Raw genomic sequence first — 24,845 nt, 5'->3', positions numbered from 1 at the left:
ACGGGTATCACGTAAGTGATGCGGTAGAGGAGCGTTCTGTAAGCCTGTGAAGGTGAGTTGAGAAGCTTGCTGGAGGTATCAGAAGTGCGAATGCTGACATGAGTAACGACAATGGGTGTGAAAAACACCCACGCCGAAAGACCAAGGTTTCCTGCGCAACGTTAATCGACGCAGGGTTAGTCGGTCCCTAAGGCGAGGCTGAAAAGCGTAGTCGATGGAAAACAGGTTAATATTCCTGTACTTCTGGTTATTGCGATGGAGGGACGGAGAAGGCTAGGCCAGCTTGGCGTTGGTTGTCCAAGTTTAAGGTGGTAGGCTGGAATCTTAGGTAAATCCGGGATTCCAAGGCCGAGAGCTGATGACGAGTTACCCTTTGGGTGACGAAGTGGTTGATGCCATGCTTCCAAGAAAAGCTTCTAAGCTTCAGATAACCAGGAACCGTACCCCAAACCGACACAGGTGGTTGGGTAGAGAATACCAAGGCGCTTGAGAGAACTCGGGTGAAGGAACTAGGCAAAATGGCACCGTAACTTCGGGAGAAGGTGCGCCGGTGAGGGTGAAGCACTTGCTGCGTAAGCCCACGCCGGTCGAAGATACCAGGCCGCTGCGACTGTTTATTAAAAACACAGCACTCTGCAAACACGAAAGTGGACGTATAGGGTGTGACGCCTGCCCGGTGCCGGAAGGTTAATTGATGGGGTTAGCTAACGCGAAGCTCTTGATCGAAGCCCCGGTAAACGGCGGCCGTAACTATAACGGTCCTAAGGTAGCGAAATTCCTTGTCGGGTAAGTTCCGACCTGCACGAATGGCGTAACGATGGCGGCGCTGTCTCCACCCGAGACTCAGTGAAATTGAAATCGCTGTGAAGATGCAGTGTATCCGCGGCTAGACGGAAAGACCCCGTGAACCTTTACTATAGCTTTGCACTGGACTTTGAATTTGCTTGTGTAGGATAGGTGGGAGGCTTTGAAGCGTGGACGCCAGTTCGCGTGGAGCCATCCTTGAAATACCACCCTGGCAACTTTGAGGTTCTAACTCAGGTCCGTTATCCGGATCGAGGACAGTGTATGGTGGGTAGTTTGACTGGGGCGGTCTCCTCCTAAAGAGTAACGGAGGAGTACGAAGGTGCGCTCAGACCGGTCGGAAATCGGTCGTAGAGTATAAAGGCAAAAGCGCGCTTGACTGCGAGACAGACACGTCGAGCAGGTACGAAAGTAGGTCTTAGTGATCCGGTGGTTCTGTATGGAAGGGCCATCGCTCAACGGATAAAAGGTACTCCGGGGATAACAGGCTGATACCGCCCAAGAGTTCATATCGACGGCGGTGTTTGGCACCTCGATGTCGGCTCATCACATCCTGGGGCTGAAGCCGGTCCCAAGGGTATGGCTGTTCGCCATTTAAAGTGGTACGCGAGCTGGGTTTAGAACGTCGTGAGACAGTTCGGTCCCTATCTGCCGTGGACGTTTGAGATTTGAGAGGGGCTGCTCCTAGTACGAGAGGACCGGAGTGGACGAACCTCTGGTGTTCCGGTTGTCACGCCAGTGGCATTGCCGGGTAGCTATGTTCGGAATAGATAACCGCTGAAAGCATCTAAGCGGGAAACTAGCCTCAAGATGAGATCTCACTGGGACCTTGAGTCCCCTGAAGGGCCGTCGAAGACTACGACGTTGATAGGTTGGGTGTGTAAGCGCTGTGAGGCGTTGAGCTAACCAATACTAATTGCCCGTGAGGCTTGACCATATAACACCCAAGCAATTTGCGAACTCGAAAGAGACCAGATTGCGGTGTGTGAAGACGAAACGAACCGAAAGTTCGACGCTCACAAAACACCGATTCTATCACCTGCCCAATTTGCTGAAGCGCGGCCAACCGGCCACGATTCGGTACCCGAATTTCTTGACGACCATAGAGCATTGGAACCACCTGATCCCATCCCGAACTCAGCAGTGAAACGATGCATCGCCGATGGTAGTGTGGGGTTTCCCCATGTGAGAGTAGGTCATCGTCAAGATTAAATTCCGAAACCCCTATCTGCGTATGCAGGTAGGGGTTTTGTTTTGCCCGCAGGAAAGTGGTGCGACGAAAAAAGGGACAGCCTGATGGCTGTCCCTCACTCCTGGAACCTCAGTGAAACTTTGGCAGCACGTGTTCTGCAATCTCCTCAATAACTTCAGCGACCTCTCGCTCGCTGCGACGCACATGCAGGCCGACATGTTGTACGCCTGCCTCACGCAATGCCTGCAGTTCGTCAATCAACGCCAATCGCCCACAGCAACCACCGTAGCGAACACGACGCATCGGCGCATGGGGATTGGCCGACAGATCCAGATGGACAAAGCTGATGTAGGGTTTATCGCCGCCCACCTCACGCCACAATCCTGCTCGACGACGATGTTCATCCGGCGTGCCGGGGTAGGCGAGCCAGCCGTCCATGTGTTGACCAATCCAGGCTGGCGATTGTTGGCCGAGGCCAGCCACCAGTAACGGAACTGGTTGCTCGCGCTCCGGAAGCAGGCGTGCACCGTCGGGCAAGCGGCCTTCGCCCTGGCTGCGCAGCAACTCAACGGTTTCGCGGAAGATTTCGCCACGCTGATCGTAATCCACGCCAAACAACGGATATTCCATCGGGCGGTCACCGCTGGCTACGCCCAGCAGCAAACGCCCATCACTCAACTCATCGATACTGTTGGCAGACTTGAGTGTCAGCCAAGGCTGGCGCAGCGGGAGTACAACTGCCGCCGTACCCAGCATGATGTTATCGGTGATACCTGCCAGGTAACCCAGGTAGGAAAAGGTTTCGAACACCTGCGCGGCATCGCCGAAATGAGGATCGTAAACCGGTACGTCGCGAACCCACAGCGCTCGGAAGCCGGACTGGTCGGCCAGGCGGGCCATGGCTGCGTGTTGTTTCAGGTCGGGCACACCAAAGGGGCGGTTTTCGGCAACCCGCCGCCGCTGACCGTCGCTGGACCAGTCATTATCCAGTGGCAGTTCCAGGCCGATGGAAAAACCGTTCGAACCCAGTAATCGTTGAAATCGTGGATGCATGAGAAGACTCCCAATAAAACATGCACCGAGTATCTACAGCCCGGTCACCCGGAAAAACGCATGAATGGGAATATCAATCTTGAGTGAAACGCACGAGTCTGCTGCCTGGATGAAAAACTCTTCACCCTCCAGAACCCCCGTTAGAGGAAATCGCACTAAATTGACCGGTCGGTTTTTGATAGGGTGCAACTCCTTTTTTAAGGACTGATTTGCGGCCCACGGATCGGCACTGTCTTTTCAAAGAGTTGCCAAAGAAATGCCCGAACCGATACCGATCAAGGACCACGAAAAAGAGACGCGGCTGGTCAACAAAAGACTGATGGCCTGCGCCTTGTTCGTCGTCGCCATTACCTGCGCGCTGGTGGTGCGCATGTATATCCTGCAGGTGGTGGAATTCGACTATCACTCCACCATATCCGAAAACAACCGCGTCCACGTCCTGCCGATCACCCCCACTCGTGGCTTGATCTATGACCGCAATGGCGTCGTTCTGGCGGACAATCGGCCCAGCTACAACCTGACCATCACTCGCGAACGCGCATCCGATGTCAAAGAAGAACTGGACGAGGTGGTCAACCTGCTGCACCTGCCTGCTGAAGACCGCACACTGTTCGACAAGGCAATGAAGCAGGCGCGGCATCCGTTCGTGCCAGTGACGCTGTTCTATGAGCTGAGTGAAGAACAGATCGCGGTGCTGGCCGTCAACGAGTTCCGGTTGCCGGGCATCGATGTAGAACCCCAGTTCGTACGCCATTATCCGTTGGCCGAGCACTTCGCCCATTCGATCGGCTACGTCGGACGAATCAATGAGAAAGAGTCCAAGATTCTGGATTCGGTCGAATACCGCGGCACTCAATCCATCGGCAAGACAGGGATCGAGAAATTCTACGAGTCGGAACTGCATGGTCATGTCGGTTATGAGGAGGTGGAAACCAACGCCCAGGGACGCGTGCTGCGAGTGCTCAAGCACACCGACCCGATACCTGGCAAAAACATCGTACTGAGCCTCGACGTCAAACTTCAGGAAGCCGCCGAGCAAGCCTTGGGCGATCGTCGTGGCTCCGTGGTTGCACTCGATCCGTCGACCGGTGAAGTGCTGGCCATGGTCAGCAAGCCGAGTTTCGATCCGAATCTGTTCGTTACCGGTATCAGCTTCAAGGAATATGCGGCGCTGCATGACTCGATCGACCGGCCGCTGTTCAACCGCGTGCTACGCGGCCTCTACGCGCCGGGCTCGACCATCAAGCCGGAAGTCGCGATTGCCGGTCTGGATGCCGGTATTGTCACGCCACAGACCCGGGTATTCGACCCGGGTTACTACCAACTCCCGGATTACGATCACAAGTACCGCAACTGGAACCACAGCGGTGACGGCTGGGTGGACATGGACGCGGCGATCATGCGTTCCAACGATACCTATTTCTACGACCTGGCCCACAAATTAGGCATCGACCGCCTGCATGACTACATGGCGATGTTCGGTCTGGGTGAGAAAGTTTCCCTGGATATGTACGAAGAGTCGCCCGGTCTGATGCCATCTCAAGCCTGGAAGCGCGCCACACGCCGCCAGGCGTGGTTCCCGGGCGAGACCGTGATCCTTGGCATTGGCCAGGGCTACATGCAGGTCACGCCGCTGCAGCTGGCCCAGGCCACGGCGCTGATCGCCAACAAAGGTGTATGGAACCGTCCACACCTGGCCCAGACCGTAGACGGCGTCGCGCCGGTGGACCAGCATCCGATGCCGAACATTCTGCTCAAGAATCCGCGTGATTGGGAGCAGGTCAACCATGGCATGCAGATGGTGATGCACGATGCCCGCGGGATTGCCCGGGCGGCCGCCGTGGGGGCGCAGTACCGCATTGCCGGCAAGAGCGGTACCGCGCAGGTGGTGGCGATCAAGCAGGGCGAGCGTTACAACCGGGAGAAGACCCGCGAGCGTAACCGCGACAATGCCTTGTTCGTCGGCTTCGCCCCGGCCGAGCATCCGAAGATTGTGATTTCGGTGATGATCGAAAACGGTGAGGCCGGTGGTCGCGTCGCCGGTCCCGTGGTACGGCAGATCATGGACGCCTGGCTACTCGATCAGGACGGGCACCTGAAGCCGCAATACGCAGCGCCAAGCAAGGCGCCAGGCGATCCACACGTCTAAACCATCAAGGCTTCACAGCACAGGCTCACGGATGCTGAGCATGTGCTGGAAGCTCTCCAGGAACACCGTTTCGGCCTGACTCATTTTCTGTTCGCGATTCCACAGCAGATGGATATCAAAATCCACCACTCCGTTTTCCGGCGGCAAGGGCCAGAGCAGGCCCTGTTCGACATCCCGTCGAACCAGGTGCGTCGGCAGGCAGCCGATGCCATAACCTGCGCAGATCAGGCGATAAATTTCTTCGAAACTGGTAGATGATGCGACGATCTTGCCGGTGAAGCCTTGCTGGTCGCGGAACAGCGTCAGGGGTGACAGATTACCCCCCAGTTGATCGCTGGTGAAGCTGACGAAGTTTTCCGTCGCCAACTGTTCCAGCGTTAAATTCTCTTGTCCGAACAATCGATGACGCTGACCGCAAAAGTACGCATAGGTCTCGCGGAACAACACCCGTTGCTCCAGTCGCGGCTGCGGCAAACGGCACAGACCGACGCCGATGGTCGCGGTCTTTTGCAGCAGTGAACTGATGATGTTCGAGCTGCCCATCACCTCGACTTCCAGTTCGATTTTCGGGTGGGTTTCATGGAAATCGGCAAGGAACTCGTCGTAATGGCGCGCTTGCACGCCGCTGACGGTGAGGATGCGAATTTTACCGACCACGTCATCGTGGCGACTCTCTACCACCGTACCCAGACGCGAAATATCACCGTAGATATCCGCCGCAATGCGCAGGACTTCTTCCCCGGTTTCCGTCAGATCAAAGCGCCGACCGCTGCGGGCAATCAACACGCATTCCAGTTGTTCTTCAAGACGTTTCAGCGCCTGGCTGACCGCCGATTGCGTGATATGCAGGCGTGCGGCAGCACGGCTCATGCTGCCTTCCTGGCCGATGACCAGATAGGTGCGCAGCAGGTTCCAGTCGAGGCGATCGTTCAGAAAGCGTCGACCGACCCAAGGATTGGTAATGGAGGACATAAAAATCCATGTAGTAGCGTGGCTAATAGTAAAGATAAGAATTTGAAAATTGACTAATCCTGGCATGGAAGCGATAAAGCCCACAAGCGCCACAGAGCGCAACCGTCACAGCCTTAACACCTGCCCAAAACTATAAGTACACAGGGTTCTTGCATGCACACTACCCCCCAACCGCGCCGAGCCGCGGCCGCCGCCTTCATTGGCACGACCATCGAGTTCTACGATTTTTACATCTACGCCACCGCGGCGGCGCTGGTGCTTGGGCAAGTGTTCTTCCCCAGCAGCGATCCGGTGATGAGCACCCTGGCTGCCTTCGGCAGTTTTGCCGTCGGCTTCATTGCCCGGCCCATGGCTGGCATGGTGTTTGGCCATCTGGGGGATCGTCTCGGGCGTAAGAAAATGCTGCTGGTGACCATGACCCTGATGGGCATCGCCACCGCCGGCATCGGTCTGTTGCCCAGTTACGCCAGCGTCGGTAGCTGGGCACCGGCCGGTTTGATCGTGCTGCGCTTGATCCAGGGTATTTCGGTCGGTGGCGAGTGGGGCGGCGCGGTGCTGATGGCCAGCGAACACGCGCCGGCCAAACGCAAGACGTTCTACGCATCGTTTGCCCAGCTCGGCAGTCCCGCCGGGTTGCTGTTGGCTCTGATCGCTTTTCGCCTGGTGACCTCCCTTGAGCCGGAAGAATTCCTCGCCTGGGGTTGGCGGCTGCCGTTTCTCGCCAGCGGCGTGTTGATGATGGTCGGTCTGCTGATCCGTTCCGGCGTTCACGAGTCGCCGGAATTCGCCAAGGTCCAGGACAACAACGAAACCGCCAAATACCCGGTCATGGAGGTGATCCGCACTTGCTGGCGGCAGATCCTGTTCGCCGCGGCAGCCGTGACCATCGGTTCGGCCGGTTTCTTCTTCACCAACACTTTCATGATCACCTATGTCACCCAGTATCAGGGCATCCCGCGCTCGACGATTCTCGATTGCCTGTTCCTGGTGACCATCATTCAGTTGCTCTCGCAACCGGTCTCGGCGCTGCTGGCCGAACGCATCGGCGAAGGCCGTTTTCTCAAACTGGTTGCGCTGCTGTGCATGGTTACGCCTTACCCGATGTTCCTGCTGGTCGGTACGCAAAATATTGTGCTGATGACCGTCGGCATAGCCCTGGCGGTGGTGATTCTCTCGGCGCTGTACGCGGTGATCGCTGGCTACATGACCCAGGCCTTCCCGGTGCATCTGCGCTACTCGGGCATTTCTATCGCCTACCAACTGGCCTGCGCCCTGGCCGGTGGCACCACGCCGCTGATCGGCACGCTGTTGGCGAGCAAGTTTTCCGGACAATGGTTGCCGCTGGCGGTGTTCTTCACCTTGCTATCGGCCCTGTCCCTGATCGGTGTTTGCGGCCTGGCCCGTCTGCGCGCCAACCCGGTCGTCACCCACGCTGCTAAAGAGGTGTATTCGTGAGTAAACCTGCACACATGGACGCGGTTGAATGGCAAGCCCGTTGCGAGTTGGCGGCGCTGTACCGCCTGGTCGCGCACTTTCGCATGACCGACCTGATCGACACCCACATCACCCTGCGTATACCGGGGCCTGAGCATCACTTTCTGATCAACCGTTATGGAGTGATCTTTGACCGCATGCGCGCCTCGGATCTGGTGCGCATTGATCAGGAAGGGCGGGTGGTCGACCCGACCTACGAAGGTCACCGGGTCAACGCCGCCGGCTTCGTCATTCATTCGGCGATCCACATGGCGCGCCCGGATCTGAATTGCGTGATTCACACCCACACCGCAGCCGGGATGGCGGTCGCCGCGCAGAAACAAGGCTTGCTGCCGATCAGTCAGCACGCGCTGAAGTTCTACGGCAAGTTGGCCTATCACACCTATGAAGGCATCGCGTTGTCGCTGGATGAGCGTGAGCGTCTGATCGCCGACCTCGGCCCGCATCGCGCGATGATCTTGCGCAATCACGGCTTGCTGGTCGGTGGTTCGGGTGTGGCCCAGGCGTTTCAGGAGATTCATTTTCTCGAGCGTGCCTGTCAGGCCCAGGTCCAGGCACTGGCCGGCGGGTCGGCATTGCATTACCCGTCGCCGGAAGTCTGCGCGCACACCGCCGAACAGTTTGACCGTGATGAGCAGGACAACATCATCGACCTGGCCTGGGAGGCCGCACTGACCCTGATTGAATCCCAGCGTGAGTCCTATTTGTCATGAGTGCAGTCATCAATACCGTGGTGTTGCTGTCCCGAGACACCTTGTTGCTCAAGCAATTGCAAGCCGCGTTTGCCCGTAGTGCGCCGCAACTCACAACGGTGCTGGCCGATGACCCGCGGGCAGCCAACGCACAAATGGCGGCGTGCTGGTTTCCTTTGCCGGGCAGCCTTGCTGCGTTGCCGAATCTGCAAGTCATTCACTCGGTGGCCGCCGGTATCGATCACCTCGACCACGACCCATCGTGTCCGGACTTGCCGATTTGCCGGGTGGTCGACCCGGGCCATCGCCAGGGCATGACCGAGTACGTGCGCTGGGCGGTGATTCACTATCACCGCGGCTTCGACCAGGTGTTGTCGCAACAACGGGAGCAGCACTGGGAGCGGCCGCTGCAACGGTCGGCGGGGCAATTCAGGGTCGGCGTGATGGGGCTCGGTTCGCTGGGCAGTGCCATCGCTCTGGATCTGGCTGCCGCGGGTTATGACGTACGTGGCTGGGCCCGACGCAGCAAGGATCTACCGGGCGTGCACACCTTTGCAGGTGCGGAGACACTCAACCCGTTTCTCGACGGCGTGGAGTTGCTGATCAACCTGCTACCGCTGACCAGCGAGACTCGCGGCATTCTCGGGCGTGCAACGTTCGAACGGCTCGCCAACGGCGCGGCACTGGTCAACTGCGGGCGTGGCGGGCATTTGAACATCGACGACCTCGAACAAGCACTCAAACGCGGTCAACTGCGCGGCGCCTTGCTGGATGTCTTCGAGCAGGAACCACTGCCAGCCGACAACCGCCTCTGGACGATGCCCGGCGTGTCCATCACCCCGCACATGGCTTCGGCGGCGTCCCATGACTGCATCGCCGAACAAGTGGCGGAAAACTTCCATCGCCTGAATACCGGCGAGCCGTTACTCAACTGCGCCGACCGAATACTGGGTTATTAACCAACTACGCAAATCCCCTGTAGGAGCGAGCCTGCTCGCGATGAACCCAAGAACACCGCGTTTAACCAGTAAACACGCGTAATCGTTAACGACCATCGCGAGCAGGCTCGCTCCTACAGGGGGATTGCATAACCGGTAAGAACGAGCTTCCCCCGCAGCCATAACAACAACCTTCGCCTCAACCGTTTTACTGCCAGTTCAAAACAATTACATAAATTCCTGGAGACAGTGATGAGCGATCTATCGTCCGCAGAAAAGTCCGGCGCACCACCGGAAGTTGCAATCAGCATGAAAAAAGTCGCGGTAGCCAGTGTCATTGGCACCACCGTGGAGTGGTACGACTTGTTCGTGTTTGCCACGGCCTCGGCGCTGGTATTCAACAAAGTGTTCTTTCCGGATTTCGTGCCGCTGATCGGTACGTTGCTGGCCTTCGGCACCTTCGCTTCGGCGTACCTGGCGCGAATCGTCGGCGCGGCATTGTTCGGGCATTTCGGTGACCGCCTGGGACGCAAGTCGATGCTGTTGATATCGCTGCTCACCATGGGCGCGGCGACTTTTGCTATCGGCTTGTTGCCTGACTTCGCCACCATCGGCATCTGGGCGCCGATCCTCTTGTTGCTGCTGAGGGTGATCCAGGGCCTGGCGCTGGGCGGCGAGTGGGGCGGGGCGGTGCTGATGGCGGTGGAACATGCGCCGGCCAACAAGCGCGGCTTGTACGGATCCTGGGTGCAGATCGGCGTGCCGGCCGGGACCCTGATCGCCAACCTGGCCTTCTTGTTGATCGCTGCCTGGATGCCCCCTGAAGACCTGTTGGCCTGGGGCTGGCGCATCCCGTTCCTGGCCAGCGTGCTGCTGATTGCCGTCGGTTTGTACATCCGCCTGAACATCTCGGAAACCCCGGCCTTCAACAAGGTCAAGGAGGCCGACGTGCAAGTGAAAATGCCCCTGGCGGAAGTGTTCCGCAAATACTGGAAGCAAGTGGTGCTGGGCGGCATTGCCACCATGTCCACTGGCGCATCCTTCAACATCATCGTCGCTTTCGGCCTGACCTACGGCACGCAGAACCTCGGCTTCAGCCGCAGTGTGATGCTCGGCGTTGTGTTGCTGTCCTGCGCCTGGTGCATCGTCATGTTGCCGGTGTTCGGCGCGCTCTCGGACCGTTTTGGACGCAAGCCGATCATCGTCGGCGGCATCATTGCCGAAGCACTGGTGGCGTTCCCGATGTTCTGGTTGATGGACACCAAAGAGCTGCCGATGGTGGTCTTCGGTTACCTGTTGCTGATGACCGCGTTTGCCGCCAATTACGGGCCGATCGCCACGTTCCTCGCCGAACTGTTTGGCACCCGGGTGCGCTATTCCGGGCTGTCGATCAGCTACATGTTGTCCGGTCTGCTGGGCAGCGCGGCCACACCGATTGTCACGACTGCACTGCTGGCCGCGACGGGCAAAGGCTCCTCGGTGGCCTGGTACATGATCGGCGCGGCATTGATTTCGCTGGCAGCGCTGTTGTTGCTGACCGAGACCTTCAAAAGGGACATCAGCGAAATCCCGGGCCTCGTCACGGCAGGCGATCCCGCCCTCGGCAAACCTCTCAAATCGGCTACGGCCTGAATCCCGGAGTTCAACCCCATGCGCAGAATTCAATCGGCCCCAGGCTATATCGGCCCGGTCGGCCCTTACTCCCAGGCCGTGGTCAGCGGCCACCTGGTGTTCACCGCCGGGCAGATTCCGGCTCGCAGCAATCTTGACGAACAGCCCGAGGATTTTTCCGAGCAGGTGCGACAAACCTTGCGCAATCTGGAGGCGATCCTGATCGAGGCCGGCTCCGATTTCAGCCACGTGATCAAGGTCAACGCCTACCTGACCGATCCCGCGCAACTGGAGCCGTTCAACGCGGTGTACCGCGAGTTTCTCGGCCATGCGCCGCCTGCACGGACCACTGTGTGCGTGGCGCTGTGGGGCGTTTCGCTGGAAATCGACTGTGTCGCCGAACTGATTGCCAGGGAGCCACAACATGGATGAGTCGCAATTGATCGAACAGCTCAAGGCTGTGAGCTTCCCCACCCTCGGGCATTTTCTGGAGGAGGGTTTTGCCGACCCGCAACTGCGGGCCATGGTGCCCAACGTGAAACTGGTGGGCCGGGCATTGACCCTGAAACTGGTGGGCGCCGACGCCATCGCCGTCAACCAGGCCCTGGCGCAAATAAGGCCGGGCGATGTGCTGGTGATCGACACCGGCGGCGATCATCGGCACGCCCCGGTCGGCGCGGTCACCAGTTGCGCGGCACGTTGCGCCGGGGCAGTGGGCATCGTGGTGGACGGTGCAGTGACCGACCTGCTTGAACTGCGCGAGGCCGGGCTGCCGGTGTTCGCCCGTGGCACCAGCCTGCTGACCACCAAATTGCATGGTCGCGGTGACAGCCAGATCAATCAGCCGGTCCACTGTGCCGGTGTGACAGTGCATCCGGGGGACCTGGTGCTGGCGGATGGCAACGGCGTGTTGTTTCTCGACACGGCAACAGCGACGTCGGTTATCGAGCAGGAACTGGCATCGGACCGCGCCGAGCCTCGCTTGCTTGAGCGCCTGCGCGCCGGTGAGCCGGTGGCGCAGGTCTTACTGTAGGAGCTGACTTGCCAGCGAGGGCGGCCTGGCGACCTGTAGCGCCTTCGAATACGCCTTCGCCGGCAACCGGCTCCTACAGATATCGCGTCGTTTTGAACTTTTTTTGGAGAAACTCATGTTGAAGATTAATGGCGAACGCCTCTGGGCGAGTCTGATGGCGATGGCCGAAATTGGCGCCACCGCCCGTGGCGGCAGCTGCCGCCTGGCCTTGAGCGATGAAGACAAGGCCGGTCGCGAATTGTTTGCCCACTGGTGCCGTGAAGCCGGCATGACCCTGAGCGTGGATGCCATCGGCAACCTGTTCGCCCGCCGCGCCGGTACTGATCCGCAGGCTGCGCCGGTGATGATGGGCAGCCACCTCGACACCCAACCCGAAGGTGGTCGGTTCGATGGCGTGTACGGCGTGCTCGCCGGCCTGGAAGTGGTGCGCTGCCTCAACGATCTGGGTATTAAAACCCGCAAGCCGCTGGAAGTGGCCGTGTGGACCAACGAAGAAGGCGCACGCTTCACCCCGGCAATGTTCGGTTCGGCGGTGTTCACCGGGATCATGGATCTGGACACGGCGCTGGCGGTGCGTGACGTGGACGGCATCAGTGTTGCCGAAGCGTTGCAGCGCACTGGTTATGCCGGCGAGCGACCGCTGGGCGGCGCGGTGGATGCGTATTTCGAGGCGCACATCGAACAAGGGCCGATCCTTGAAGACAACGCCAAGAGCATCGGCGTCGTCAGCGGTGGCCAGGCGATCCGCTGGCTCGACGTGCGGGTCGAAGGTATGGCCGCCCACGCCGGTACGACGCCAATGCCGCTGCGCAAGGACGCCTTGTATGGCGTGGCGCGGATGATCCAGGCCATTGAAAGCCTGGCGACTGATTTCGCCCCCGAAGGCCTGACCACCGTTGGTGAGTTGAGCATCAACAAGTCCTCGCGCAACACCATTCCGGGGCGGGTGGATTTCACCGTCGATCTGCGTCATCACCGCGACGAAGCCATCGCCGCCATGGAGCAACAGGTGCGTGCGCGGCTGCAGGCAATTGCTGACGGTCGCGGCTTGAACCTCACCATCACTCCGCACTGGATCAGCCCGGCCACGCCGTTCGATGCCGAATGCGTGGCGGCAGTTCAGCAGGCGGTGGATGCGCTGGGCTACGCTCAGCAATCTATCGTCAGCGGTGCCGGGCATGACGCGATTCACCTGGCACGGTTCTGCCCGACGGCCATGGTGTTTATCCCGTGCGTGGGCGGCTTGAGTCACAACGAAGCCGAAGATGTGTTGCCCGAAGATGTGCGCCAGGGCACGGACGTGCTGCTCAACGCCGTGCTGGCCCGCGCCGGGAAAGTTGACTGAACGCAGGCCCATGTGGGAGCGAGCCTGCTCGCGATAGCGGTGGGTCAGTCGCCATCAATGTTGAATGTGCCGGCCTCATCGCGAGCAGGCTCGCTCCTACAGTGGGACGCGTCCGGGTTCAAGATCCACGTTAACTGACAGGAATTCACCCCATGCGCAGTTTTTTCCACCCTGAACAACTGCTTCACCATCCACGCAGTTACTACTCCCGTGGCCAGATGCGCACGCCGCAGGAAGTGCCGGAACGTGCGCAACGATTGGTGCAGGCTTCTCATGCACTGGGTTTCAAGGTTGAGCAACCCACCGATGCCGGGCTCGATCCGTTGCTGGCGGTGCACGGTGCACCGTATCTGGCGTTTCTCCAGGAAGCGCATCAGCGCTGGAAGGAAATCCCCGAGGATTGGGGCGACGAGGTGATGTCGAACATCTTCGTCCGCGAGCCCAATGCCCTGCGCGGGATTCTTGCCCAGGCTGCGCGCTACCTGGCCGACGGCAGTTGTCCGGTGGGCGAGCAAACGTGGCGCTCGGCCTACTGGTCGGCGCAAAGCGCGATTGCCGGCGCCCGGGCCTTGCTCGATGGCGAGCCCGCCGCGTACGCCTTGTGCCGTCCACCGGGGCACCACGCCCGGGCCGAAGCAGCGGGGGGCTTCTGTTATGTGAACAACGCGGCAGTGGCGGCGCAGGTGTTGCGTGACAAGTTCGCGCGGGTAGCGGTGCTTGATACCGACATGCACCACGGCCAGGGGATCCAGGAAATCTTCTACGACCGCGATGATGTGCTCTACGTCTCGGTGCATGGCGATCCGACCAATTTTTATCCGGGAGTCGCCGGGTTTGCCGATGAGCGCGGTGTCGGGGCGGGCGAGGGCTTCAACCTCAACTTGCCGATGGCCCATGGCGCCAGTGAAGCGGATTTCCTTGGCCAATTGGATGTGGCACTGGCGGCCGTGAAGGACTTCGATGCCGAGGTGCTGGTCCTGTCCCTCGGTTTCGATATTTATGAGCTGGACCCGCAAAGCAAAGTGGCGGTAACCCGCGAAGGGTTCGCCGTGCTCGGCGAGCGGATCCGCAGCCTCGGGTTGCCATGCCTGATCGTGCAGGAGGGCGGGTATCACCTGGAGAGTCTGGAGGATAATGCGCGGGCGTTTTTTGTGAATCCCGAGGTGTGGCAGCTTTGATTCTTCGGTGTCATTGACGACGCCTTCGCTGGCAAGCCAGCTCCCACAGTGACCGAGTTGAACCGCAAATTTGTGGACAACACCGGACCTGTGGGAGCTGGCTTGCCAGCGATGAACGATAACGCGATCCACCTGCCGGAACACAAGCGCCGTAAGGCACTTGCCATCGCCCTGACGTTAACGTAAAGATGGCTCCACAGCGCCGACATATAAAGTAAAGGCGCAGGGCGGACGACCCGGAGCGCTTGATGACGCTAATAAAAACAAACTCCCCCAAACTGCACCACGAAGCCCGGCTGGCCCGGGAAAAGCTGCACCTGGAAGGTGAAGTGCCGGACGGCGTCCTGCGGGCGGAAATCGATGCCTCGTGGCGACGCAGCCTCAGCCATGGCGTGCATTTCAATGCCAAGCACGAGCTGGCGCTGGAATCGGGCGCCAGCCTTGACGTGCTGCTGTCGAGCAATCGCTTGTTGATCGACGCCGCGTTGCCGGCCATCGATTACCTGGCCGAACGCCAGGGCAAGGAAGGGCTGATCATCCTCGCCAACTCCGATGCCACCATCCTCGCCGTCGAAGGGCGCGCCGACCGCCTCAAGGGCAGCGGCCTGCAGGACATCACCCTGGGCGCCTGCTGGAGCGAAGCCGTTCGCGGCACCAATGCCCTCGGCACGGCGCTGGTGGAAGCCCGGCCGACCCTGATCGATTGCGGCGAACATTACCTGGATCGCCTCAGCGATTTTTCCTGCACCTCGGTGCCGATCCATTGCCCGCAGGGCGACATCCTCGGCGTGCTCGACCTGACCCGCGAAGGCCCGCTGGGTCGCGCCCACGACAGCACGGCGCTGCTGGCCATGGCGGTCAGTCAGATCGAGAGCCGGGTGTTCAACGCCAGCTATCCGGATGAAATCGTCCTGGCCTTCCACAGCCGTCGCCAGTACCTCGAATCCCCCTGGCAGGGCCTACTGGCAGTCAGCCTCGGCGGACAAATCCTCGCGGTCAGTGCCCAGGCCTGTCAGTTGTTGCATGCCGAGCGTTCGGCGCTGGTCGGTCGGCGCTGTGAAGAGTTTCTCGGCGTCGATGGCCTGCAATTGCTGGCGCGCTTGCATCAAGGCGGCGCCGGCAGCCTGCAGACCGCCAAAGGCGAATTTTTCTACAAGACCCTGCGTGCGCCGCAGCGAAACATCAACGTCGCAACTCCTCCACGCACCCCGGCCAAAACCACCAAGGCTCAACCGGACCTCGAGTCCCTGGCGGGCAGCAATGTCCGTTATGCCCGCGCCCTGCGCATGGCCCGCCAAGGCCTGGCCAACCAGTTGCCGGTGTTGCTGCTGGGCGAAACCGGTACTGGCAAGGAAGTCATCGCCCGTGCCCTGCACATGGCCGGCAGCCGCTGCGACAAACCCTTCGTCGCGGTGAACTGCGCAGCCATCCCCGAGGGCCTGATCGAGTCCGAGCTGTTCGGCTACCGCGAAGGCGCGTTCACCGGTTCGCGCCGGGGCGGCATGGTCGGTCGCCTGCAACAGGCCCACGGCGGCACCCTGTTTCTCGATGAAATCGGTGACATGCCGCTGGCCTTGCAAGCCCGGCTGCTGCGGGTGTTGCAGGACCGCAAGGTCGCACCGCTGGGCGCCGGCGAAGAGCAGGACATCGACGTCGCCCTGATCTGCGCCACCCACCGCGACCTCAAGCGCCTGGTGGAAGACAAGCACTTTCGCGAAGACCTGTTCTACCGGGTCAACGGCATCAGCGTGATGCTCCCGGCCCTGCGCGAGCGCGAAGATTTCAGTGCACTGGTGGACCGACTGCTGGCCCGGCTCGATGCGCCGACGGTGGTATTGCATGACGACTTGAGCCGTTTGCTCGGCAACTATCACTGGCCGGGCAACATCCGCCAGCTGGAGATGGTCCTGCGTACCGCCCTGGCCATGCGCGAACCGGGGGAAACCGTTCTCACGCTCGATCACTTGCCCGACAGCATGCTCGACGAGTTGACCGCGACCGAACGCCCGCAGTCCGGCAGCATCCGCGAAAACGAACTGGAGATGATTCGCCAGTCACTGGACAACCATCAGGGCAACGTCTCGGCCGCCGCCGACGCCCTGGGTATCAGTCGCGCGACCCTGTACCGCAAACTCAAACAGTTGCGTTCGTGATGCAGCGCCTGATCGTTCGGCTGATCGACAGCCAGAACCCCGAAGCCCTGCAAGCCTCGCTGCATTGGCTTTACAGCTTTGTGAGACCCCATCGGCTGGCGATTGCCGGCCTGCTGGCGCTGTCGGTCTGCGCCTCGGCGCTGGTGCTGGTGCAGCCGTGGCTGACCAAGCTGCTGATCGACGATGGCCTGTTGGCGCGCAACTTCCCGATGCTGGTGCTGATCGCCGGGCTGATGATCGTCGCCGGGCTGTTGGGCACGGCGCTGTCGGGGATCAATCGTTACCTGCACACGCGACTGTCGGGGCGCATGCTGTTTGCCCTGCGCGATGACCTTTATCGGCATTTGCAGACCCTGTCGCCGAGCTTCTACGGCCAGCGGCGCATCGGCGACCTGATGTCGCGCCTCGATGGCGACGTGGCGGAGATCCAGCGCTTTGCCGTGGATTCGCTGTTCTCGGCGGTGTCCAGCGTGATCGGCCTGGTGGTGGCGGTGGCGATGTTGTTGACCCTGTCCTGGAAGCTATCGCTGCTCGCGCTGGTGCTGATCCCCCTCGACGTGCTCTGGCTGCGCTGGATGCGCCGCAAGGTCGAGCGCGATGTGCGGCAGTTGCGGGAGCGTTCGGCGGACATGTCGTCGTTCATGGTCGAGACGCTGCCGGTGATGAAATTCATTCAATCCGCCGGCCAGCAACAGCGCGAAGCACAACGGCTTGAGCGATTGGGCCAGGGCTACATGAGCCAGTTGCTGCGCCTGCAGGTCACCGAGTTTTTCACCCAGGCCGTACCGGGTACATTGACCTCGCTGTCCCGAGCCTGTGCCTTCCTGATTGGTGGCTACTGGGTGGTGCAGGGCACCTGGCAACTGGGTGCGCTGATCGCGTTTTCCACTTACTTAGGTATGGCCGTCGGGCCGGTTCAGAGTCTGCTGGGGCTCTATGTGGCGATTCAGCGCATGACCGTCAGCCTCGGCCGGGTGATGGAGTTGCGTGGTGAGCAGCCGACCGTGCTGACACCCGACGCCCCGAAGCCAATGCCTGCCTCGGGCGAATTGCGCTTCGAAGAAGTGCACTTTAGCCACCCCGGTCGCTCGACTACCCTGCGTGGCATCGAAGCGCGGATTCCCTACGGTTTGAAAGTCGCCCTGAGCGGCGGCTCCGGCGTCGGCAAATCGACCCTGATCGATCTGCTGCAACGCCACCATGACCCACAGTCCGGGCGGGTGCTGCTGGGCGAAGTGGATGTGCGGGAGCTGGACCTGTTCCAGCTGCGCCGACGCATCGCCGTGGTCAGTCAGGACATTGTGCTGTTTCGCGGCAGCCTCGCCGACAATCTGGCCTATGCGGTGCCGGACGCCAGTCGCGAAGCGATTGCCGAGGTGGCGCGGCTGGCGCAGCTCGACAGCTTGATCAGCTCCTTGCCCGAAGGTCTCGACAGTCCGCTGGGCGAGCGCGGCCAGCAGTTGTCCGGTGGGCAGAAACAACGCATCGCCATTGCCCGGGCGTTGCTGCAGGACCCGTTGATCCTGGTGCTCGACGAAGCCACCTCAGCCGTGGATGAAGCCACCGAGCGCGAAGTGATCGAGGCCATCGACCGCCTGTTTGCCGGGCGCACGCGCATCCTGATCAGCCACCGCCCCTCGACCCTGGCCGATGCCGACCTGCGTTTTGAATTGCTCGACGGTGTACTGATCTCGAAAACGGTGCTGCATGAAGCCTGAGCTTTATGAAAAACCTGAGCTGCGTATCGGCGTGGTGGACAGCGGGCACTCGGCGGCGCAGCGGGTACAGGTGATCGCCGGGCGGCGCTTTTCACTGGTGGAGGACGGGCTCGCCGAAAGCGACTTGCGCGACGATCCGCTGGGCCACGGTAGCGCGGTCATCGAAGCCATCGGCCGGAGAGCGCCCTCGGCGCTGTTTTGCGTGGCCCAGGTGTTCGACCAGCGCGGTGTCACCAGCGCCTTGCAGATCGCTTCGGCGATTGACTGGCTGGTGGCGCAGGACGTGCGGTTGATCAACCTGAGCCTGGGTTTGCGTCAGGATCGCAGCCTGTTGCGGGTCGCTTGTGCAGCGGCGGTGGATCACGGTGTGCTGCTCTGCGCGTCGAGCCCGGCGCAAGGCGAAGGCGTGTACCCGGCGAATTATCCACAGGTGCTGCGGGTCACCGGCGATGCGCGCTGCGCCGAACTGGAATGGTCGTGGCTCAACAGCGCCCAGGCTGATTTCGCCGCGTGTGTGCATGGCACTTATCCGGGGCAGTCGGGCGCGAGCCTCGGCTGCGCGGCGTTGAGCGGGCACATTGCGGCTTTCCTGGTGGAACATCCCGAGGCGAGCAACGAACAGGTCATCGAGTACCTACGGCATAACGCTCGATATCGCGGCCCTGAACGGCGACTCGGGCCATGACCGCGATTGTGGTTCTGGGCGCCGGGCCGTCGGGCGCGGCGGTGGCGTTAGGGCTGCGGCGGCTGGGCTACGCGGTCACGCTGGTCAGCGAGTGGCGGCGGTTTGCCGCGCTGGAGGGCGTTTCGCTCCGGGTGCTTGAGGCCTTGCGCGGTGCCGGGCTGCATCAAGCGTTGGCGGATGCGGCACTGCCTTCCCAGCGACAGGTGAACTGGAACGGCCGGGAACATGCGCAGAACGTCGAGTTTCTGCTGGATCGCCCGACCTTTGATCGCGGGTTGCGCGAGGATTTGCGGGGCGCTGGCGTTGAGCTGATCGAAGGCCGGGTGCTGTCGGTCGAGGCCTGCGCGACCGGGCATCGCATTGAAATCGACGGGCGCCAGACGCTGGGCGCGGACTTTCTGGTGGAAGCCCGCGGCCGTCAGGCACCGACCCTCGGCAAAGGCCTGCGCGGGCCGGAGACGGTCAGCCTGCTCAATCGCTGGCAAAGCACGCCGGGCGCTACCGCCAGCGCCGTGGAAAGCCTTGAAGACGGTTGGGCGTGGATGGCGCGGCGGGCCGACGGCCAGTGTTACTGGCAATGGACAGTGGACGTCGTCAGCGCCGGATTGCCGGGCAAGGCGCAGTTACTCGATTACTGTCACCGGCGGCGTCAGGACTCGGCGGTGGCACTGGCTTTTTTCGCCGGTGAACCCGAGGTCGATGTGCAGCTGCACGCCCGCAGCAGCACGGCGATTCTGAGTCCGCAGGTGTGTGGCGACAATTGGATACGGGTCGGCGATGCGGCCATGGCGGTGGACCCGCTGTCGGGCAATGGCATCTTTCAATCCCTGTCTTCAGCGTTGCAGGCCCCGACGGTGATCAACACCTTGCTGCGTAAACCCGAGCGAGCGGCGCTGGCCCGGCGTTTTCATCAGCAACGGGTGGAGCAGTTGTTCCTGCGGTTCGCGCGGATTGGTCGGGATTTTTATGCCGATGAACAGCGCTGGCTGGATCGGCCGTTCTGGCAGGCGCGACGGCAATGGCCGGATGCTGAGGTCGCCCATGCCGAGGCGGATTTCAATGCATTGCGGATTGAGCGGGCGCCGGTGTTGCGCGATGGCTTTGTCGATGAGGCCGAGGTGGTGATCACGGCGGATCAGCCATTGGGAATCTGGCATGTTCAGGGCGTTGAGCTGGCGCCGTTGCTGCGGCGGTTAATTTGTCGCGAGCCGGCTGAGCAGGTGCTGGCGGGGTTGACGGTGGAGCAGGGGAGGATGGTTCGGGGGTGGTTGTTGGCCCAAGGGTACAAGCCCTGATCCTTGCGGTGACAGGTATGGCCCCATCGCGGGCAAGCCTTGCTCCCACAGGTCCGCGTCGTTTGTCATGAACGACACAAACCTGTGGGAGCAAGGCTTGCCCGCGATGGCGTCCGAAAGAACGCTGCCAATTACAGCTTGATCAACACCGACTTCAATTCGGTGTAATGCTCAATTGCCGCATACCCCATCTCCCGCCCAACCCCCGACATCTTGTAGCCACCGAACGGCAGCGCCGGATCCAGGGCGCTGTGGCAGTTGACCCACACCGAACCGGACTTGATCCGCGGAATCATGCGGTGCACTGCCGCCAGGTCATTGGACCAGATGCTCGCACCCAAGCCGTAAGGGCTGTCGTTGGCCATGCGCAGCGCATCGGCTTCGTCATCGAACGGAATCGCCACCAGCACCGGGCCGAAGATTTCTTCCTGCACCAGCGAATGCTTTTGATCGACATCGACGATGACCGTCGGCTTGACGAAAAAACCCGGTCCGAACTGCTCGCCACCGCAAGCGATGGTCGCGCCGCTTTGCCGGCCCTGTTCGATGTACCCGTAAACGCGCTCCTGCTGACGGGCGGAGATCAACGGCCCCATCTCGACGCTCGGGTCCAGGCCGTTGCCGAGTTTCATGGCGTTGGCGATATCGCTGATGTCCGCCACCACATTGTCGAAATGCTTGCGCTGCACATACAGGCGCGAGCCGGCACAGCAGACCTGGCCCTGATTGAAGAAAATCGCACTGGCGGCACCGGCGGCGGCGCTCGGCAGGTCGGCGTCGGCCATGACGATGGTCGGCGATTTGCCGCCCAGCTCCAGGGTGACCCGGGTCATCGAATCCATGGCGATCTTGCCGATCTGCTTGCCCACGGCGGTGGAGCCGGTGAAGGTCAGCTTGTCCACCAGCGGGTTGTGGGTCAGGGCGGAACCGGCAGTGATGCCGGTGCCGGTGACCACGTTGAACACGCCTTCGGGGTAGCCCGCTTCCAGCACCAGCTCGGCGAGTTTCAGGGCGGTCAGCGGGGTTTCATCGGCGGGCTTGAGGACCACGGTGCAGCCGGTGGCCAGGGCCGGGCCGAGTTTCCAGCAGGCCAGCAGCAGCGGGAAGTTCCAGGCGACGATGGCGCCGACCACGCCCACCGCTTCGCGACGGATGAAACTGTGGAACTGGTCGTTGGGCATCAGCGGCAGCGATACGTCGACACTGGAGCCTTCAATCTTGGTCGCCCAGCCGGCCATGTAGCGCAGGAAGTCGATGGCCAGTTGCACGTCCATTACTTGGGCGACGGCCGCGCTCTTGCCGTTGTTCAGGCATTCCAGTTGCGCCAGCAACTCGGCATCGCGCTGCATCAGGTCGGCGAGCTTCCACAACAGATTCTGCCGCTCGCGGGGGCGGGTACGGCTCCACGCTGAATCATCGAACGCCTGGCGGGCGGCCAGCACTGCGCGGTCGACATCGTCCGGCGTGGCCCGTGGCACCACGCACAGCACTTCGCCGGTGGCGGGGTTGTGCAGGTTCATGGTCTGGCCGTCGGCGGCCTCGACCCAGTCACCGCCGATAAGCATGCGCGGAGCGCGTTGGATAAATGCCGTAGTGGCGGGAAGCAGGTTAGGGAGCGACATGGCGAGGCCTCTTGTTGTTCGTGAGAACAGGGCTTTCGCAATGGCTGTGCCAAGTGTCCGAGAGGCCCGGCCGGCCCTTGTTGGGTGGGGTTTTTCCTGAAACCGGGAGAGGCTGGCGGTGCGATGGTTTTGTCGCAAATCGCGACAGCGTGTGAGACGACGAACAGCCTGTCCGCCATCTTGAGGCAGCCCTTGGCGAGGACTAGAATTTTCTGGTTCGGTGGGTGAAGTGAGGGATCATTTTCCCGGCATCACATCTGGCGTAAGGGAGGCAGCGATGAACCTTTCACCCCTGGAAATTCAAAGCATCATAGAGCGCAGTTTTCTACCCTCGGTGTGCACCTGCAGCATGGCACCGGATCAGTCCCTGACGATTCGGGTCTGCGATTGCATGACCGGCCAGGTGGACCTGATAGCCACCCACGTTCCCCTGTGGAAACTGGACACCGTGCACGGAATTGCCACGCTGGTGGCGGAAATGCGCCAACAGATCGAATCGCACAAAGGCGCTCAGCCACCGATCTACCACTGACATCTGCGTCGGCCGCACCACAGCGGTGGCGCGGCCTGTGTCGATAGCCTCATGACGCCATTTTTCGAGTAATTTCCTCGAACGTGCTGCTATCGGCGGCTGCCAATAGCTTTCTGTCATCCTTGAGCGTCGCCAGAAAAGTCACTTCGGTTTCCTTGCCCGCCAACATGAAGCCGGCGAAGGCGCCAATCGGTCCGAGCAACATGGCACCCGCCACGCCGAAGCCGATGGCTTCCTTGATGTTGTTGATCGAATCCTCGTTGGCCACTTCCAGGTTTTTGAATTTCGACAGCGGGAGCGTTATGCCGGGCCACGGGTGCAGCGACGTTCTCAGGGTAAAAACGCCATCCCGGTAATCTCCGTCACCCTGCAGAAAGTCCCCCGCCAGGACAGTGATGCTTGCCATTTTTTTTCCCCTTCCTGGCAATCGGTGAACGACCATTTCGCACCCGCCGGCGCGGACCGTCAATGGCTGGCCGATGAGCTGTTCCGGTAGAGCATCTATGCTGTCTCAGACTGCAACAGCTGTCGCGATATTAGACGCCAGCCACCGCCTCCAGACATGGCCTTGTGCAGTCAAATCAACGCAAGTTATTGATTAAGAAGCTTATCGGCAAGCTGGCACGCTCCGTGTATTGCTCATTGCAGACGTTTCTCTTGCCTGCGTCAGCGGATCAAAGCCGACGGCAGAAACCAAAAAAAACGATCAGCAACAAAAATAAGAAAGCACCGTGCGAGGTTCGACGTTGATGAAGAGAAAACTCCGATCAGGCCTGAGTGCCAGTCTGCTGGCCGTGGCCGCTTGTGTGGCGCTGCATTCGCCCTACAGCCTGGCAGCCCGTGACGCCCAGACCATCCTCAAGGAAACCTGTCAGGGCTGTCACACCCCCGAAGCCAATAACGCCCTGAGCCGCATCAGCCACCAGCGCAAGACGCCGGAAGGCTGGCTGATGAGCATCGCCCGCATGCAGACCATGCACGGTTTGCAGATCAGTGATGAGGACCGCCGGACGCTGGTCAAGTACCTGGCCGACACCCAGGGCCTGGCGCCCAGCGAAACCGACGGCGTGCGCTACGCGATGGAGCGCCGGCTCAACACCGTGGAAAAATTCGACGACCAGACCAGCCAGATGTGCGGTCGCTGCCACTCCGGTGCGCGGGTCGCCCTGCAACGCCGTCCGGCCCAGGAATGGGAGCGCCTGGTGAACTTCCACCTTGGCCAATGGCCGTCACTGGAGTACCAGGCGCTGGCCCGCGACCGCGACTGGTTCGATATCGCTCGCAAAGACATGGTGCCGCTGCTGGCCAAGCGTTATCCGCTGGACAACCCGGCCTGGAAAAAATGGTTGGGCACGGCGCCGAAAAGCGAGGCACTGGTGGGTGACTGGAGCTTCAGCGGTCACTTGCCCGGTAAAGGCGAACTGGCCGGCGTCATGAGCGTGACCGCCGACGGCAACGACACCTTCAAGGTCAGCGTCAAGGGCCAATACGCCGACGGATCGCCGTTCAACGGTGACGGCAGCGCGATTCTCTACACTGGCTACGAATGGCGCGGCAACGTGACCATCGATGGCGTGACCATGCGCCAGGTGTTCGCCGCCCAGGGCAACGCCCTGCAGGGCCGGATGTTCGAGGCCGAGCACGATGAGCGTGGTCTGGATTTCGTCGCCGCCAAGCAGGGCTCCAGCCGATTGCTCGCGGTGCAGCCGGGTTATCTGAAGGCCGGCAGCGAAACCGAAGTGACCCTGATCGGCAGTGGCCTGGCCGGCAAGCCGAACTTCGGCAAGGGCGTGGACGTGGTCGAAATCGTCTCGCAGAGCCCGGAACAGATCAAAGTCAAACTCAAGGCAGCCGCCAATGCCCAGCCGGGCCTGCGCGCGGTCAGCGTCGGCTCGCTGAAAGGGCCACAACTCTCGGTCTACAGCAAGATCGATGCGGTCAAGGTCGTGCCTGAATTCTCCGTGGCACGGATCGGCGAGGGCGGTGGTTCGACGCCGAAAGTCCAGGGCCGTTTCGACGCCGAAGCCTGGGGCAAGGGCGCCGATGGCAAGCCGTATCGCATCGGCGTGTTCCCGGCGCAGTGGAAGGTCGAGGCCTTCGACGATCGCGCCAAGGAAGACGAAGACGTCAAGTTTGCAGGCACCATGCAGGCCGACTCGGGCGTATTCACCCCGGGCGATGCCGGGCCGAACCCTGCACGCAAAATGTCCACCAACAATGCCGGCAACCTCAAGGTGATCGCCGCCGTTGACGACGCAGGAAAATCCCTGACCGGCGAAGGCCACATGATCGTGACCGTGCAACGCTGGAACAATCCACCCATTCCTTGAGTTGGCCTGATCGTCAGCGATTCAGACACTTTTCGGAATGATCGCAAGC

General features: G+C 61.1%; 19 protein-coding genes and 2 rRNA genes (1 of these 21 only partly in view). 17 read left to right on the top strand and 4 right to left on the bottom strand.

All coding sequences use genetic code 11. The features are described from left to right. Both LAB08_RS21265 and rrf read left to right on the top strand, forming a co-directional pair. Positions 1–1,741 (top strand): 23S ribosomal RNA (locus tag LAB08_RS21265) (it extends 1,151 nt beyond the left edge of the window). Positions 1,742–1,896: 155 nt separating this feature from the next. Further along, positions 1,897–2,012 (top strand): 5S ribosomal RNA (gene rrf / locus LAB08_RS21260). Positions 2,013–2,125: 113 nt separating this feature from the next. Here rrf and LAB08_RS21255 read toward each other — a convergent pair. Further along, on the bottom strand, positions 2,126–3,049 hold the full coding sequence (locus tag LAB08_RS21255) for a TIGR03571 family LLM class oxidoreductase (protein ID WP_096509848.1): 924 nt from the start codon (positions 3,047–3,049) through the stop codon (positions 2,126–2,128). 256 nt (positions 3,050–3,305) lie between these two features. On the opposite strand from LAB08_RS21255, the gene mrdA reads away from it, so the two are divergent. Next, complete coding sequence (mrdA, locus tag LAB08_RS21250; RefSeq protein ID WP_096509849.1) at positions 3,306–5,198, top strand: penicillin-binding protein 2; 1,893 nt, start codon at positions 3,306–3,308, stop codon at positions 5,196–5,198. A 12-nt stretch (positions 5,199–5,210) separates the two neighbouring features. Here the strand turns inward: mrdA and LAB08_RS21245 are convergent, their stop codons facing one another. Continuing rightward, positions 5,211–6,170, bottom strand: a complete 960-nt coding sequence (locus LAB08_RS21245; protein ID WP_096509850.1) for a LysR family transcriptional regulator — start codon at positions 6,168–6,170, stop codon at positions 5,211–5,213. A gap of 153 nt (positions 6,171–6,323) precedes the next feature. On the opposite strand from LAB08_RS21245, the gene LAB08_RS21240 reads away from it, so the two are divergent. The 12 genes from LAB08_RS21240 (at position 6,324) to qhpG (ending at position 20,312) form a co-directional block, all read left to right on the top strand. Then, positions 6,324–7,625 (top strand): MFS transporter, encoded by a 1,302-nt coding sequence (locus LAB08_RS21240; RefSeq protein WP_096509851.1) that lies wholly within the window; start codon positions 6,324–6,326, stop codon positions 7,623–7,625. Then, positions 7,622–8,377 carry a class II aldolase/adducin family protein gene (locus tag LAB08_RS21235; protein WP_096509852.1) on the top strand — a complete coding sequence of 252 codons (756 nt, stop codon included), beginning with the start codon at positions 7,622–7,624 and terminating at the stop codon, positions 8,375–8,377. The genes LAB08_RS21240 and LAB08_RS21235 overlap by 4 nt, the downstream gene beginning before the upstream one ends. After that, positions 8,374–9,315 carry a 2-hydroxyacid dehydrogenase gene (locus LAB08_RS21230; RefSeq protein WP_172901575.1) on the top strand — a complete coding sequence of 314 codons (942 nt, stop codon included), beginning with the start codon at positions 8,374–8,376 and terminating at the stop codon, positions 9,313–9,315. The genes LAB08_RS21235 and LAB08_RS21230 overlap by 4 nt, the downstream gene beginning before the upstream one ends. A 231-nt stretch (positions 9,316–9,546) precedes the next feature. Beyond that, a complete protein-coding gene (locus LAB08_RS21225; RefSeq protein ID WP_096509854.1) occupies positions 9,547–10,926 on the top strand; it encodes an MFS transporter in 1,380 nt (459 codons plus the stop codon). 18 nt (positions 10,927–10,944) lie between these two features. Continuing rightward, positions 10,945–11,337, top strand: coding sequence for a RidA family protein (locus LAB08_RS21220; RefSeq protein ID WP_096509855.1), 393 nt, complete (start codon positions 10,945–10,947; stop codon positions 11,335–11,337). Further along, positions 11,330–11,938 carry an RraA family protein gene (locus LAB08_RS21215; RefSeq protein ID WP_096509856.1) on the top strand — a complete coding sequence of 203 codons (609 nt, stop codon included), beginning with the start codon at positions 11,330–11,332 and terminating at the stop codon, positions 11,936–11,938. Before LAB08_RS21220 ends, LAB08_RS21215 begins: the two co-directional genes overlap by 8 nt. A gap of 115 nt (positions 11,939–12,053) precedes the next feature. Further along, positions 12,054–13,283, top strand: a complete 1,230-nt coding sequence (locus tag LAB08_RS21210) for a Zn-dependent hydrolase (protein WP_096509857.1) — start codon at positions 12,054–12,056, stop codon at positions 13,281–13,283. A 152-nt stretch (positions 13,284–13,435) separates the two neighbouring features. Further along, entirely contained in the window at positions 13,436–14,461 is a 1,026-nt protein-coding gene (locus tag LAB08_RS21205) for a histone deacetylase family protein (protein ID WP_096509858.1), read from the top strand. A 248-nt stretch (positions 14,462–14,709) separates the two neighbouring features. After that, on the top strand, positions 14,710–16,614 hold the full coding sequence (locus tag LAB08_RS21200) for a sigma-54-dependent Fis family transcriptional regulator (RefSeq protein WP_096509859.1): 1,905 nt from the start codon (positions 14,710–14,712) through the stop codon (positions 16,612–16,614). Next, entirely contained in the window at positions 16,614–18,332 is a 1,719-nt protein-coding gene (locus LAB08_RS21195) for an ABC transporter ATP-binding protein (protein WP_096509860.1), read from the top strand. Before LAB08_RS21200 ends, LAB08_RS21195 begins: the two co-directional genes overlap by 1 nt. Further along, positions 18,322–19,017 (top strand): subtilisin-like serine protease QhpE, encoded by a 696-nt coding sequence (gene qhpE / locus LAB08_RS21190; protein WP_096509861.1) that lies wholly within the window; start codon positions 18,322–18,324, stop codon positions 19,015–19,017. Before LAB08_RS21195 ends, qhpE begins: the two co-directional genes overlap by 11 nt. Further along, complete coding sequence (gene qhpG, locus LAB08_RS21185; RefSeq protein WP_096509862.1) at positions 19,014–20,312, top strand: flavin-dependent monooxygenase QhpG; 1,299 nt, start codon at positions 19,014–19,016, stop codon at positions 20,310–20,312. The genes qhpE and qhpG overlap by 4 nt, the downstream gene beginning before the upstream one ends. A 131-nt stretch (positions 20,313–20,443) precedes the next feature. Here the strand turns inward: qhpG and LAB08_RS21180 are convergent, their stop codons facing one another. Then, the gene (locus LAB08_RS21180) at positions 20,444–21,934 is read right to left on the bottom strand and encodes an aldehyde dehydrogenase family protein (RefSeq protein WP_096509863.1); all 1,491 of its coding nucleotides are present in this window, start codon (positions 21,932–21,934) and stop codon (positions 20,444–20,446) included. Between the two features lie 277 nt (positions 21,935–22,211). Here LAB08_RS21180 and LAB08_RS21175 point away from each other — a divergent pair, with 277 nt between their 5' ends. Then, the gene (locus tag LAB08_RS21175; protein WP_096509864.1) at positions 22,212–22,466 is read left to right on the top strand and encodes a DUF1652 domain-containing protein; all 255 of its coding nucleotides are present in this window, start codon (positions 22,212–22,214) and stop codon (positions 22,464–22,466) included. Between the two features lie 49 nt (positions 22,467–22,515). Here the strand turns inward: LAB08_RS21175 and LAB08_RS21170 are convergent, their stop codons facing one another. Further along, the gene (locus LAB08_RS21170) at positions 22,516–22,872 is read right to left on the bottom strand and encodes a hypothetical protein (protein WP_096509865.1); all 357 of its coding nucleotides are present in this window, start codon (positions 22,870–22,872) and stop codon (positions 22,516–22,518) included. A gap of 343 nt (positions 22,873–23,215) precedes the next feature. Between LAB08_RS21170 and peaA the strand changes: the two genes are divergently transcribed. Continuing rightward, complete coding sequence (peaA, locus tag LAB08_RS21165) at positions 23,216–24,796, top strand: quinohemoprotein amine dehydrogenase subunit alpha (protein WP_096509866.1); 1,581 nt, start codon at positions 23,216–23,218, stop codon at positions 24,794–24,796. Positions 24,797–24,845 lie beyond the last annotated feature (49 nt).

Origin of the sequence: Pseudomonas izuensis (assembly GCF_002356535.2) — a bacterium.
Classification (GTDB): Bacteria; Pseudomonadota; Gammaproteobacteria; order Pseudomonadales; family Pseudomonadaceae; genus Aquipseudomonas; species Aquipseudomonas izuensis.
Note: the sequence above shows the minus strand (reverse complement) of the source record. Positions and strands in the feature narration are given on the sequence as shown.

Coding starts and splice junctions, on each gene's coding strand:
- LAB08_RS21210 (WP_096509857.1), top strand. CDS start 12,054: ATGTTGAAGATTAATGGCGAACGCCTCTGGGCGAGTCTGATGGCGATG.
- mrdA (WP_096509849.1), top strand. CDS start 3,306: ATGCCCGAACCGATACCGATCAAGGACCACGAAAAAGAGACGCGGCTG.
- LAB08_RS21240 (WP_096509851.1), top strand. CDS start 6,324: ATGCACACTACCCCCCAACCGCGCCGAGCCGCGGCCGCCGCCTTCATT.
- LAB08_RS21170 (WP_096509865.1), bottom strand. CDS start 22,872: ATGGCAAGCATCACTGTCCTGGCGGGGGACTTTCTGCAGGGTGACGGA.
- qhpG (WP_096509862.1), top strand. CDS start 19,014: ATGACCGCGATTGTGGTTCTGGGCGCCGGGCCGTCGGGCGCGGCGGTG.
- LAB08_RS21220 (WP_096509855.1), top strand. CDS start 10,945: ATGCGCAGAATTCAATCGGCCCCAGGCTATATCGGCCCGGTCGGCCCT.
- peaA (WP_096509866.1), top strand. CDS start 23,216: ATGAAGAGAAAACTCCGATCAGGCCTGAGTGCCAGTCTGCTGGCCGTG.
- LAB08_RS21175 (WP_096509864.1), top strand. CDS start 22,212: ATGAACCTTTCACCCCTGGAAATTCAAAGCATCATAGAGCGCAGTTTT.
- LAB08_RS21225 (WP_096509854.1), top strand. CDS start 9,547: ATGAGCGATCTATCGTCCGCAGAAAAGTCCGGCGCACCACCGGAAGTT.
- LAB08_RS21195 (WP_096509860.1), top strand. CDS start 16,614: ATGCAGCGCCTGATCGTTCGGCTGATCGACAGCCAGAACCCCGAAGCC.
- LAB08_RS21205 (WP_096509858.1), top strand. CDS start 13,436: ATGCGCAGTTTTTTCCACCCTGAACAACTGCTTCACCATCCACGCAGT.
- LAB08_RS21255 (WP_096509848.1), bottom strand. CDS start 3,049: ATGCATCCACGATTTCAACGATTACTGGGTTCGAACGGTTTTTCCATC.
- LAB08_RS21215 (WP_096509856.1), top strand. CDS start 11,330: ATGGATGAGTCGCAATTGATCGAACAGCTCAAGGCTGTGAGCTTCCCC.
- LAB08_RS21230 (WP_172901575.1), top strand. CDS start 8,374: ATGAGTGCAGTCATCAATACCGTGGTGTTGCTGTCCCGAGACACCTTG.
- LAB08_RS21200 (WP_096509859.1), top strand. CDS start 14,710: ATGACGCTAATAAAAACAAACTCCCCCAAACTGCACCACGAAGCCCGG.
- LAB08_RS21245 (WP_096509850.1), bottom strand. CDS start 6,170: ATGTCCTCCATTACCAATCCTTGGGTCGGTCGACGCTTTCTGAACGAT.
- qhpE (WP_096509861.1), top strand. CDS start 18,322: ATGAAGCCTGAGCTTTATGAAAAACCTGAGCTGCGTATCGGCGTGGTG.
- LAB08_RS21180 (WP_096509863.1), bottom strand. CDS start 21,934: ATGTCGCTCCCTAACCTGCTTCCCGCCACTACGGCATTTATCCAACGC.